The organism is Paenibacillus liaoningensis (assembly GCF_059609455.1).
Genome location: NZ_JCAALU010000007.1, coordinates 332,543 through 344,529, shown reverse-complemented (window position 1 = coordinate 344,529; position 11,987 = coordinate 332,543). Strand labels below are relative to the sequence as shown.

Here is an 11,987-nt window from a genome sequence, read left to right as displayed (position 1 = left end):
AACATGCGTTTTCTCGTTCATGTCAAAATTGATCCAGCAGCATCAAAGGAAGAAATTGCTGAACTGTTACCTGCGGAACAAACACGATTTGCCGAATTAGTGGAACAGGGGCTGATCAACACGTTTTATCTCTCCCACACAAGGGATGAGCATTGGTCCCTTTGTATTGCTGACAGCGTTGACGAATTAAAAACGGCTTTGAAATCATTGCCGTTATATAAATTCATGAAAATAGAACATACCCAACTGATCGACGATACGAACCAGGCGTAAACGAAAGTAGTACCGGAATCAGACTTTTTAAAAGAGCCATAAATAATGCCTAATCTCTCAGTTTAAACTAGTTGCAACATATGAAGTTGAAAAAAATTTAGAATCTAATTAATGACCGCTAATTAAGATTAGCGGTCATTTGATGTTTTCAGAGCCTATAGTTGATGTCCGCTAATGTAAGTCAAGATTTGGAGGCTTTGCTAATGAGAGAGGCGACCGGGATTTCGGAACAGGGCGAGCAGACGATTCAGGACTTTATTCACGCTCTCACCACCCACGAAGATTTGAATCCCAAAACATTGAAAGAGTACGCAAGCGACTTGAAGCATTTTATTGGCTAGTTTGAGACAGCCGACCACCAAGAGGAAGAGGTCATATTTCAAATTGAAGATGTGGCTACTCCAACATTAACACGATACCGGGAAGCTGCACAAAAAATAATGGAATTGAAACCGACGACCATTAACCGGCGGCTTATAACCCTGAAACGTTTTTTCGAGTGGGCCACGCAGGAATCCAAAATTCGTCGCGACCCTTCGAAGCCAGTCAAATTGGTCCCGGAGGAAAAGGTAAGCCCTAGACAGATGACAGACAAAGCAGACAAAGAAGAAGCTGCACTGATCGCTGCGGCTGAATACTGAGGTTCTTTACGGGATCAGACGATTCTAATCGTGATGTTTCACACCGGCTTATGGACAATGGAAGTGTGTGACCTGGCTCCAGGAGATATTCAAATCGGTAAACGCAGCGGCCAGCTTACGGTCCGCTCCGGAAAAAGGAATAAACAGCGAGAAGTTTCTTTGAACGCTACGTGTAGAACTGCTTTAGAAAAATATCTGCAGAACTCACTCCGGACAGTCATTATCTGTTTCCATCGGAGAAAACCGGTGATCGATTAACCGAACGTGCTTTACGTCTCGAGCGAGTATCGTTCTTTGTGCAAGCGTCTTTTTAGCCATGCCATGGCAAACGGTAATCCCCTACACCTGATTCAGCTCGCACTCGAAGATTTACGTAAACGTAAAATCATTCTACCCTCAATGGCCACGATTGAAAGAGCAGTTTGGCAAACTCGCAAACGGGCAGAAGAAAAAATATTCAGGATGCTCAGCAGTTCATTGACAGAATTACAAATTGTTAAGCTGGATCGCGTCTTAACCACCATGCCGGAAAGCAGCAAAACATACTTGGCATGGTTAAGGGAAATCCCAGGTGCCAGCTCTCCGGATTCCTTTTTGAAGGTTATTGAAAAGCTTGAATACATACGGGATTTGCAGCTGCAAGTCGATACGAAAGGCATCCATCCGAACCGGCTGCGGCAGCTTTCTAAAATTGGTACGCGTTACGAACCCCATTCCTTCCGCCGCTTTAATGATCCAAAAAAGTACGCAATTTTAGTAGCGTACCTATTGGAATTAATTCAGGATTTGACAGACTTGTCTTTCGAGATTCACGACCGGCAAATCATGATACTGCTTTCCAAAGGGAGAAAAGCCCAAGAGGAACTTCAAAAACAAAACGGTAAATCGATCATCGAAAAGGTTGTTCATTTTGCCGATCTTGGAGCCGCTCTTATTAAGGCTCGAAGTGAAGGTATTGATCCGTTCGTTGCGCTTGATGCCGTTATGCCGTGGGAGCAGATCGTCGCATCTGTAGAAGAAGCTAAACGGCTGGCGCGGCCCGTAGATTACGACTATTTGGACTTGCTGGAAAAGAAATTCTATGCGCTCCGGAAATACACGCCAACGCTGCTAAAATCGTTGGCGTTTAGGTCAATCAAGTCGGCAGAGCCGCTAATGAAGGCGGTCGATATCATCCGGGATATGAATGAAACCGGAAAGCGAAAGGTTCCGGAAGGCGCACCGCTGAACTTCGTATCCAACCGCTGGCAAAAGCACGTTTACGACGATGACGGAACGATCAACCGGCATTATTACGAAATGGCTGTCCTGACAGAGCTGCGGAATTACGTTCGTTCCGGGGACGTATCCATTGTCGGAAGCCGTCAGCATAAGGACTTCGAGGAGTACCTTGTACCGAAAGCGGATTGGAATAGCATCAATCCTAACGCTACAAAGATTGCCGTTAGTTTGTCCGCAAAGGAATATCTTGAAGAACGGACTGAATCACTTCTTCAAAGATTAAACTGGGTTTCGGACCATATCGACGAGCTGGATGGCGTTAATTTGGAGAATGGGAAATTGCACATCGACCGATTGGTGAAAGATTCTCCCGATGAATCCCGGAATTTCAGTCTTTCTCTCTACGGACTACCTCTTCATCTGATGGAATGCGTGTCCAGATCGGTGTTTCGGCGCTTCATGCAGACGCCAACCCCCACTATGGGACCGGAAAAGGAGCTACGATTTATCGATTCGTAAGTGATCAATTCTCCACGTTTTACACGAAAGTCATCAATACGAACGCGCGGGATGCCGTACATGTCATCGACGGTTTGCTCCACCATGAAACGGATTTGGCCATCGAGGAGCATTATACAGATACAGCCGGTTACACCGACCAGGTCTTTGGTTTAACGCATTTACTTGGTTTTCGCTTTGCGCCGCGTTTACGTGACTTGGCTGATTCCAAGCTCTACTCTATCGGTAAACCTTCTGATTTCCCCAAATTGGAGAAATTGCTGCGCGGACAGATCAAAACAAGGATCATTCAGGAGAACTACGACGATGTTCTCCGGCTGGCTCACTCCATCCAGGAAGGAACCGTTTCGGCATCACTCATTATGGGGAAAATCGGTTCCTACGCAAGACAAAATAGTTTGGCCACCACGCTCCGCGAAATGGGCCGAATCGAAAAAACAATATTCATCCTGGATCACCTTTCAAGTGAGGCACTACGTCGAAGAATCCACCGGGGGTTGAACAAAGGGGAAGCCATGAACGCTCTTGCCAGAGCGATCTTTTTCGGCAAACATGGAGAGCTACGAGAACGGGCGCTTCAAGACCAACTCCAAAGGGCAAGTGCGTTGAACATTATCATCAATGCAATTAGCGTTTGGAATACCGTCTATCTCCAGCAAGCAACAGAACACCGCAAAAAGCAAGGAAAGCTTCAGGAAGAACTACTAAACCACATTTCTCCACTCGGATGGGAGCACATCAATTTCTTAGGCGAATACAAATTCAATTTCAGGCAGAGTACGTCTCTCAATTCATTACGACCGCTGAAACAACAGGAAGTTGAATGACCGGTTGGTTCGGGTTATGCCGCCCGGACTATTGGGCTTAGAGTAAGAAAAAACGCTAAGCCAGTCAGATCCGAAGGCTTAGCGTATATTTTCGTTAAAATGTTGGCGGGACCCCATCGAGGACTAACGCAAGCTATTGCTTTTTGCCAATCATATAGCCACACAACGGCAAACTGCCGCTATGACCGAACAGGTCACAGCGGCAGTTTTTTTGCATTTAGCGGGCAAATTTGACGGGGTGACGATAACCAGCTAAAACAAAGTTATTGACTAAAACCAAACTAAATAATATCATGTCTAATTAATAGACAAACAAAACTTAATTTTGTCTAATAAAAATCTAGAGGAGTTGCAAAGATGTTTAGTAATCGATTTTTCCGTACGATCATCCTGTCCAGAGTTTTGCTCCAATTGGGTATTTGGATTAGGAACTTTGCGATCTTGCTGTATGTGACGGAAGTCACGAACAACGATCCCTCAGCCGTATCGCTTATTTCGGTGGCAGAGTTTGCGCCGATTTTTGTCTTTGCCATCATTGGCGGCACGTTTGCAGACCGCTGGAAGCCTAAACGGACGATGATCGGCTGCGATTTCTTGTCCGCTTTTTCCGTCCTCGGCGTATGGATCGCATTGCTTAGCGGCTCATGGCAAGGACTGCTGCTGACGACGCTAGTTTCGGCCGTGCTGTCGCAATTTTCCCAGCCATCAGGCATGAAGCTGTTCAAGCAGCATGTACCACAAGATCAGCTGCAAGCTATGATGGGCATGTATCAGACCATAATGGCTGTATTTATGGTTATAGGACCGCTGCTCGGTACATTTGTATATCAGCACTATGGCATTGAGGTGGCGATTACGGCTGCAGCGGCGCTGTTTTGCGGCTCAGCAGTCATATTGATGCTTCTGCCGCGCGATGCACAATCAGAGCGTACACAGCAGGCAGCGAGCTTCAGGCAAGAGCTTACGGCGGGACTTCATTATGTATGGGGCCAGCATGCCCTGCGCTCTCTGGGACTCACGTTTGCAGCAACCGGCCTCGCTTCTGGACTTACCCAGCCGCTGGCTTTGTTTATTGCTATCGATAATCTAGGACAGGATAAGTCGTTTTTACAGTATTTATTAGTGGTTAGCGGGGCGGCGATGCTAGTTGGCGGAGGTGTGGTTATGTCGATCGGGAAAAAGGCAAGTACGCGCAAGCTGCTCCTATTCGGCTTGTCGGCAAGTGCACTGGCTACGCTGGGCACCGGATGGTCGGAGAGCATTCCGCTAACGCTCGCTTCTCTTATGGTCGGCGGCTTCTGTGTTCCGCTTATTCAGGTGGGCATTAACACCATTATTCTTCAAAATACCGATGCAGCCTTCATCGGCCGGGTAGGAGGAACGATTACGCCCATGTTTACCGGCATGATGGTCATCGGAATGTCGCTATCCGGCGTATTAATGGCAGCCTTGACGCTGCCCCTTGTTTACAGCATAAGCGCGTTCATCTTTGTTATTGCCGTCTTTACGGTAAAACTCGGGAATAGGGCAAGGCCAAGTGTTTCAAAAGCGTCAACGCAGGTTTGAAAATAGGACCTTAATCGATGAATTATGGTAAAATAAAGCGATCACACGCTTTTTTGGGGAAGGATACCGTATGCTTTATTATTTTGCAGCGCTGCTTGCCGCTGCTTTACTGCTGCTGCTGACAAATCCGAGGAGCGAGTCGAATCGCTGGGCCGCTTTTTTTCTCGGATTTGCGTCCATAGGCGGGCTGGCAGATACGCTTGCCGCAGCAGAAATGAATACGTTAGCGCATCTCGTTCAAATGATGAATCACACGTTCACGCCTTACGGCGTACTGGTATTCAGCATCGTTTATTCCGATAAAGTGGCGAACGAGAAGATGCGCCTGCTGCTTAAAGGACTGCTGCTGCTTCCTGTAGTCGGCATGCTGCTGTTCACGCCGATCACTCCAAGGCTGGAGCTGGATTACCCTATATTGCTAGCCTGGACAGCGCCTTATTATTTAGCCTCCTGCTATTTGCTGCTCGTCTCGCTATGGAGCGAGGAAAATAGCCGCCGGAAGCGGAATCGCTTTATAATTGCCCTTATTATGGTGCCGACGCTGCTGGCGGTGCTTGTTCTTATTAATGTAGCGAACGTCATTTCGCCTGCATTCGATTATTTCCGTTACATTTCGCTCTTCATCTTTTATTCGCTTACTGTAGCTGTGTTATGTACATTTGCTTATGGCGTGCTTGGCGTCAAGCTGCGGTTTGAACGCGATCAGTGGGAAAGCACTCGCAAGGCGGTCAGTTCCGGGACGACGATACTTAACCATACGATTAAGAACGAAATCGGGAAAATCGCGATCAGCACAGAAAATTTAAAAAGCGAGCTATCAGCCCAATCGCCTGAGGCAGCGGAGCAGCTGCGCATCATTGAAACGGCTTCAAGCCATATGCTTGCGATGGTGACGAGCATTCACAGCCAGACTAGAAGCATTGTGCTGCGCGAGCAGCCTGTCCGTTTGGATGAGCTGGTCGAGCGCTGCTTGCAGCAGCAGCAGGTGGAAGGAAGGCCCATTCGGCTCAAGCTGCATTCGTTATGTAGGCCAACCGTGCTGTGCGATCCGCTTCACCTGCTGGAAGCCATGAATAATCTGGTGCAAAATGCGATTGAAGCGATTCCCGAAGGAATAGCTGGAGAAATAACCGTGACGCTGAGCTCGCACAAAAAGGCGGTGCGACTCCTCGTGAGCGACACAGGCACTGGAATGAATGAGGAACAGCTGAAGCAAGCGCTGGAGCCTTTTTATAGTACGAAAAACCGCAGCCGCAACTTTGGACTGGGGCTCGCTTATGTGTATAATGTCGTACACCAAAGCGGATGGACGATCGAGCTGTCCAGCATTCTTAATGAAGGAACAGAAGTGCTGCTGCATGTTCCTGCCCGCAAAGTGATGGAAATCAAGGAGGGAATTCGATGAGCCATATACGGGTGCTGCTTGTAGAGGATGATCCCGATTGGGTGAAGGCGATGACGCTCTTCTTGAACAAGGAGGCGGATTTGCTCATAGTAGGGGCGGCTTCTACGGCGGAAGAAGCGCTTAGCCTGGCTCGAACCTTGTCGTTTGATGTCGCATTGCTTGATATTCAATTAGCTGACCATCAGCAAAATGGAATCTATACGGCCGTAGAAATGCATCGCATTCACGCCGCCAAAATCATCATGCTAACCTCAATGAGCGAGGAGGAAGTGATGACCCAGGCGTTCACGGCTGGAGCGATTAATTATATTGAAAAAACAAATTTTCGCCAACTGCCGGAAGCGATTCGCAGCGCTTATCATCATCCTGCACCGATGGAGGCGCTGCTTAAGGAATTTGCCAGGTTAAAGCGTGAGGAGCAATTAAAGGATTTAACGTCTGCCGAACGGGAAGTATTCGAGCTGATTGAGCAGGGCTATACGCAGACGCAAATCGAGCAGAAGCTGTATAAGGCGGAGAGCACGCTGAAAAATCAAGTGAACAAAATGCTCAAGAAGCTTGGCGTCCGCAGCCGCAAGGAAGCGGTGGAGAAGGTATGGCGCAAAGGGCTGACCGCCGGCATGGAGGAATACAAAGAATAACCGCATAAACGAGGGGAGGGTACTACGATTTGTAGTACCCTTTTTCGTATGCCCGCTACAAAAGTTAGCACTGAGCAAACTTCGCTTTTACTACTACAATGAAGTAAGAACGGAGGGGGCATGATGCAGGCGCCTAGAAAAAAACAACCAGGACGAGCGCTGCTGCTCGTTGACGGACAATGCCAGCTGTGCAGCAAAATCTCGCAATTCGTTATTGCACGTGATCCGGAAGCCTACTTTCGCTTCGCTGCGCTGCAATCGCCAGCAGGGCAATATGTGCTGGAAGCGTATTTGCTGCCTCCGAGCGACTTGGACACCTTCATCATGATCGAGGATGGCTGCTGCTACACAAAATCGGAAGCAGCACTGCGCGTCTTGCGGCAATTAAAGGGACTTTGGCCACTGTTATATGGCCTAATAATCCTTCCTGCTTTACTGAGAAACGTTGTTTACGATTGGATTGCGGCTAAGCGCTATGGTTGGTTTGGAGAAGTGGAGCATTGCTTGCTTCAAAATGCAGATCAGCGATTCCTTTTAATAGAAGAAAGAGAGGAGGCAGCTCCCTATGTCAAATAAGCGAAGAGATAAGTCGATCTATGTCGAAACGACCATTCATACCGATCTGGATACGCTTTGGAACTACACGCAAATTCCGAGCAATCATGTACAGTGGGATATGCGCTTTACAGAAATTTTATATTTGCCCCGCCATACGGAAGAAGAAATGCAGAAATTTCATTATCAAACACGCATCGGCTTTGGACTTGCGATAGCGGGCACAGGAGCGACTCGGGCAAGGTGGATAGAAAAAGAAGAAAATCAAACCCGCCTGTCTACCCTTTCCTTCAGCTCGGAGCAGAAGCTGTCGCTGATTAGCAAGGGAAGAGGCTACTGGCAATATACCGAGCAAGGAGACGACGTCATTTTTCTCACCCGCTACGATTATCAAACGCGCTTTGGAGCTGCCGGTCAAATGTTTGATCGCCTCCTATTTCGCCCGTTATTCGGCTGGGCAACCGCCTGGAGCTTCGATGTGCTCAAAATATGGCTGGAGCAGCACATTCCGCCTGCGGCAACGATTCAGCGCGCACTCATTCATTATGTGAGCCTGGCGCTGCTCGCTGTTCTATGGCTTTATCAGGGCATTGTGCCCAAGCTGCTTTACCCGGAGACGGGAGAGCTTGCACAAATACACGCCTCGGGGCTATTTTCAGGCTGGGAGCAGCAGGCGCTCGTCCTTCTTGGGCTCGGTGAAGCGGCGCTGGCCATTATTTTCGTTGTATTTCATCGTTTTCCGATCCTTTATTGCTTGCAGCTGGTCCTGCTTCTGCTCTTGCCGGCCGTTGCTCTGGCGAACAGTCCAGAACTGCTGCAAGCCTCCTATAATCCGGCAACCATAACGATTCCGATGATTGGCCTATGCTTTGTAGCGTGGAGGACATGCAAGGATCTGCCCAATGCGTCGCGCTGCTTACGCAAACCTAAGGCAAAAGCTAAATAATAGAAGGGGGACATTTACGATGGCTTCGATTTATGAGCAAGTGTTAGGAGCGGACTTTGCAAAGCTGCATCCCCGCATTCAAGAGCGGTTTGGCTTTAGCAGTACGGAAGGCATTGCTTCGATTGGCGTAGGCGTCATGGAGGAAATTTGGTACAGCAAGCGGGTAGCCATCCCGCTTTATATTGGCAGCTCGCGCCATATTATGTTCCCGCAGGGAGGCAGACAGATTCCGTTTACGATTGGGAATTATGCCTATGCAGACCGATTCGGCCGGGAAACGGTAACATGGAACAGAACCTTCAAATTCCCGCAAAAAATACGAAGATTCGACGCTACGATGATTTATAGTCGAAAAAACAATAAAATTGTCGATTATTTAGGAACGAAACAGCATCTCGCTGTAGACCTCGATATTTCTGCCGTACCGGGAGGAGGCATTCGCATCCGTTCAGGCGAGCAGCGCTTCTATGAGCGATTTCTGCAGTTTCGTTTTCCGCGCCTGTTTACTGGCGAAGCCAATGTAACGGAGTGGTATGATGATGAGCAGGAGAAATTTCGAATTTCGGTGCAGGTGGACAATCCGCTGCTGGGTACGATTTTTCGTTATACGGGCTCCTTTCAGGCTTATTTCATCGATACCGGCAAGCAGCCGATTCCGCTTGATGCGAAGCCTCTGCGCGAGGAGCGCAGGGAGTAGATTCACAACTTGTTCAAAGTATGAATGCGTATTTCTCCCGCCTTGCTGGTATGATTAGGATGTGTCTGAAGATCATTTCGCCAGGAGGTAACACAGATGTCAACCCATACGATGAAAACAGCGATCGGACGGCTGCGCCTGTTCGGCATAACGGAAGGGATTTCGTTTTTGGTGCTGCTCTTTATTGCCATGCCGCTAAAGTACGGTGCAGGCATTGACGAAGCGGTTGCAATTACAGGGATGCTGCATGGCTGGCTGTTTGTCATCTATCTAATCGGCATAGCCAACGCTTTTTTCGTCAAGCAATTATCCTTCTTTCATTCTTTTTTGGCAGTTGCTGCTGCCTTTGTACCATTTGGCCCATTTCTACTGGATCGCAAGCTGCGTTAATAGAGGTAAATGCGATAAATGTCTCATTTGTACATGCAGTCTGGTGCCCCGCACTCGGGGAGCCAGACTTTTTCTTATATGCCGTGCACTTTTAGTAAAATTTTTTGAAAAACGGTGTCTTAAGCACTAGTACGATTAAACCGAGATATGCTATGTTATTTCTATGATTCATCCAACTCCCAATAGAGAACGAAGAAGTATTTTTTGGAAATACATCCAAAAGAAGAGGATTTCGCTAAATCGTGTGGAAACTTACTTAACCAGTATTTGAGACATGACGAATAAGAATCCGAGGTAAATGAATGCAAAATTCAGTATTTTTCAAAAGTGTGATAAACTCTGATTCGATCTTGGATTCTATTGGGTTGTTAGGGCAATACCTGGAGACATTGATCGGTTGCCAGCATATTTGTTTATTGCTGCCGCACGATAATGGGCGAAATAAGCTTATACCATATTCTTTCAAAATCAATCAAACGGATCTGAAGCTGCTGCAGCAAATGGCGATAGACACCGATTTATTTTCAGACATGTCCTCGGGCATGCACCTCTGTATAACGATGAGCAGCGCCAAACCTGCGATTAAACTCCTGTCCATGACAACTTTCCAATCGCTATATACCTTTCACCTAAACCGTTCTGTCTATGGCGCAATTTTATTGTGCTTCCGTTCCCCAGTTCAGTTGACAGACGAGCAGCTTCACATCTGCCAGATGGTTACAATGCAAATGGAACAGTTAATCGAGAAAATTTATTTTCGCAAACAGGTGTTGAAGCAGCAATCCTACGAAAATTTGGTCAACACATTGCGGATGAAGGATGGCTTTACGCTTAATCACTGTTATAATGTGGCCTTCTACGCATCTTTGTTGGGCGCCAAAGTAGGGGTTGATGCTGAGCAGCTGGAGCAGCTCAAAATCTCGGCACTGCTGCATGACATTGGTAAAATTGCCATACCGGATTCGATACTGCTCAAGCCTGATCGACTGACGGATGACGAATTTTCGGTCATCAAACAGCATCCTGCAATCGGTTACGAGCTGCTCAAGGATTTGCCTGATGTTCAGAAAATATTGCCTGTCGTACGCTGGCATCATGAGCGTATTGATGGCAGTGGCTATCCGGACGGACTCAGCGGGGATGATATTCCTTTGCTTGTGCGGATTGTCAGTCTGGCAGACGCCTTCGACGCCATGACTTCCACGAGAGTGTACAGGCACTCCCTGCCTGTCTTCGAGGTTCGCAGGCAGCTGGAAATCAACGTAGGCAAGCAGTTTGACGGGCGGCTTGTGCAGGCATTTCTGCAAATGCTTGATGATCATATGATTATGGACAGATTGGTTTGGGATGAGTGATTTTATAGTGAAGAAGGTTGGGGACATATATGCGCAAGAGGATTTTTATTGTCGACGATGAGCCTCACAACATCCATATACTCCGTGTTTTCTTGACATCGCTGAATTATGACATTTATGTAGCCGAGAACGGCAGGCAGGCGGTGGAAATGATTGACGCTGTTGCGCCGGACTTGATTTTACTGGATGTTATGATGCCGGATTTGTCGGGATTTGAGGTTTATAAACGCTGGCTGGACAAAGATGATTTTGATGTGCCGATCATTTTTCTGTCTGCCAATGTGCAGAAGAAGGCGATGCTGGAAGGCCTTCAGCTGGGCGCATTCGATTATTTAACCAAGCCTTATGATCTCGATTTGCTGGAGATGAAGGTGTCGATTGCCTTGCAGCAAAAAATGAAGCTGTTCAATTTGAAGAAGGATAATGAGCAGCTTGCAGAGCTGGCTTATGTGGACGCACTAACGGGGCTTTACAATCGTACATATTTGGAAGTGGTCGCTCAGCAAATTAAAGACGGAGATAAGCATTATGAGTCCGTTCTGATGATCGACATGGATAATTTTAAAACGATTAACGACACCTTCGGCCATATGATCGGCGACCAGACGCTTCGCGACATTGGAAACATCCTGTACCAGGTGCTGTCTCCTTATGTGCATGTGACTTTCCGCTATGGGGGAGATGAGTTTCTCGTTATATTGCAGGATAGCGGGGCAGCGCTCGAGGCGGCGGAAGCCATTATTGCGGCTGTTGATCAAATACAGGTCGGCCATCCTTCTCAAAAGCAGATTCAAGTTTCCGTTAGCATCGGAGTGTCACACAGCTTAGACTCTAGCACCCTTCATCAGATGATATCGCAAGCGGACTCTGCATTATTAGGCTCAAAACGAGGCGGCAGGCACCAAATAACGGTGAAGTAATCTACGATGAATGGATGATGTGAAGTGATGG

The 11,987-nt window shown here is 47.6% G+C and carries 13 protein-coding genes and 1 pseudogene; all 14 read left to right on the top strand.

Annotated features, from left to right (window positions below; genetic code table 11):
- Positions 1-3 precede the first annotated feature (3 nt).
- The 14 genes and pseudogenes from AC6B99_RS12730 to AC6B99_RS12665 all read left to right on the top strand — a co-directional run bounded on the left by AC6B99_RS12730 (position 4) and on the right by AC6B99_RS12665 (position 11,956).
- Entirely contained in the window at positions 4-273 is a 270-nt protein-coding gene (locus AC6B99_RS12730; RefSeq protein WP_056040526.1) for a muconolactone Delta-isomerase family protein, read from the top strand.
- Positions 274-476: 203 nt separating this feature from the next.
- Entirely contained in the window at positions 477-614 is a 138-nt protein-coding gene (locus tag AC6B99_RS12725; RefSeq protein ID WP_200931669.1) for a hypothetical protein, read from the top strand.
- Positions 615-665: 51 nt separating this feature from the next.
- Positions 666-914, top strand: coding sequence for a hypothetical protein (locus AC6B99_RS12720; RefSeq protein WP_496663476.1), 249 nt, complete (start codon positions 666-668; stop codon positions 912-914).
- Between the two features lie 33 nt (positions 915-947).
- Entirely contained in the window at positions 948-1,172 is a 225-nt protein-coding gene (locus AC6B99_RS12715; protein ID WP_496663494.1) for a hypothetical protein, read from the top strand.
- A gap of 12 nt (positions 1,173-1,184) precedes the next feature.
- Positions 1,185-3,481, top strand: a pseudogene (locus AC6B99_RS12710) (Tn3 family transposase); the annotation flags it as partial.
- A gap of 357 nt (positions 3,482-3,838) precedes the next feature.
- Positions 3,839-5,047, top strand: a complete 1,209-nt coding sequence (locus AC6B99_RS12705; RefSeq protein ID WP_496663475.1) for an MFS transporter — start codon at positions 3,839-3,841, stop codon at positions 5,045-5,047.
- Between the two features lie 70 nt (positions 5,048-5,117).
- On the top strand, positions 5,118-6,452 hold the full coding sequence (locus AC6B99_RS12700; RefSeq protein ID WP_494860239.1) for an ATP-binding protein: 1,335 nt from the start codon (positions 5,118-5,120) through the stop codon (positions 6,450-6,452).
- Positions 6,449-7,093, top strand: coding sequence for a response regulator (locus AC6B99_RS12695; protein ID WP_496663474.1), 645 nt, complete (start codon positions 6,449-6,451; stop codon positions 7,091-7,093). The genes AC6B99_RS12700 and AC6B99_RS12695 overlap by 4 nt, the downstream gene beginning before the upstream one ends.
- Before the next feature lie 120 nt (positions 7,094-7,213).
- The gene (locus AC6B99_RS12690) at positions 7,214-7,669 is read left to right on the top strand and encodes a thiol-disulfide oxidoreductase DCC family protein (RefSeq protein WP_063892642.1); all 456 of its coding nucleotides are present in this window, start codon (positions 7,214-7,216) and stop codon (positions 7,667-7,669) included.
- Entirely contained in the window at positions 7,659-8,594 is a 936-nt protein-coding gene (locus tag AC6B99_RS12685) for a DoxX-like family protein (protein WP_496663473.1), read from the top strand. Before AC6B99_RS12690 ends, AC6B99_RS12685 begins: the two co-directional genes overlap by 11 nt.
- Before the next feature lie 19 nt (positions 8,595-8,613).
- Positions 8,614-9,291 (top strand): DUF4166 domain-containing protein, encoded by a 678-nt coding sequence (locus AC6B99_RS12680; RefSeq protein ID WP_494879178.1) that lies wholly within the window; start codon positions 8,614-8,616, stop codon positions 9,289-9,291.
- Between the two features lie 96 nt (positions 9,292-9,387).
- Positions 9,388-9,681: a DUF3817 domain-containing protein gene (locus AC6B99_RS12675; RefSeq protein ID WP_056040512.1), complete on the top strand. Its 294-nt coding sequence runs from the start codon at positions 9,388-9,390 to the stop codon at positions 9,679-9,681.
- Between the two features lie 365 nt (positions 9,682-10,046).
- A complete protein-coding gene (locus AC6B99_RS12670; protein ID WP_162241933.1) occupies positions 10,047-11,036 on the top strand; it encodes an HD-GYP domain-containing protein in 990 nt (329 codons plus the stop codon).
- 29 nt (positions 11,037-11,065) lie between these two features.
- Complete coding sequence (locus AC6B99_RS12665; RefSeq protein ID WP_496663472.1) at positions 11,066-11,956, top strand: GGDEF domain-containing response regulator; 891 nt, start codon at positions 11,066-11,068, stop codon at positions 11,954-11,956.
- Positions 11,957-11,987: the final 31 nt, after the last annotated feature.

Bases quoted from the DNA above. Each gene is read 5' to 3' on its own strand.
- AC6B99_RS12675 (WP_056040512.1), top strand. From the start codon at position 9,388: ATGTCAACCCATACGATGAAAACAGCGATCGGACGGCTGCGCCTGTTC.
- AC6B99_RS12700 (WP_494860239.1), top strand. From the start codon at position 5,118: ATGCTTTATTATTTTGCAGCGCTGCTTGCCGCTGCTTTACTGCTGCTG.
- AC6B99_RS12695 (WP_496663474.1), top strand. From the start codon at position 6,449: ATGAGCCATATACGGGTGCTGCTTGTAGAGGATGATCCCGATTGGGTG.
- AC6B99_RS12715 (WP_496663494.1), top strand. From the start codon at position 948: ATGTTTCACACCGGCTTATGGACAATGGAAGTGTGTGACCTGGCTCCA.
- AC6B99_RS12725 (WP_200931669.1), top strand. From the start codon at position 477: ATGAGAGAGGCGACCGGGATTTCGGAACAGGGCGAGCAGACGATTCAG.
- AC6B99_RS12690 (WP_063892642.1), top strand. From the start codon at position 7,214: ATGATGCAGGCGCCTAGAAAAAAACAACCAGGACGAGCGCTGCTGCTC.
- AC6B99_RS12680 (WP_494879178.1), top strand. From the start codon at position 8,614: ATGGCTTCGATTTATGAGCAAGTGTTAGGAGCGGACTTTGCAAAGCTG.
- AC6B99_RS12685 (WP_496663473.1), top strand. From the start codon at position 7,659: ATGTCAAATAAGCGAAGAGATAAGTCGATCTATGTCGAAACGACCATT.
- AC6B99_RS12665 (WP_496663472.1), top strand. From the start codon at position 11,066: ATGCGCAAGAGGATTTTTATTGTCGACGATGAGCCTCACAACATCCAT.
- AC6B99_RS12705 (WP_496663475.1), top strand. From the start codon at position 3,839: ATGTTTAGTAATCGATTTTTCCGTACGATCATCCTGTCCAGAGTTTTG.
- AC6B99_RS12730 (WP_056040526.1), top strand. From the start codon at position 4: ATGCGTTTTCTCGTTCATGTCAAAATTGATCCAGCAGCATCAAAGGAA.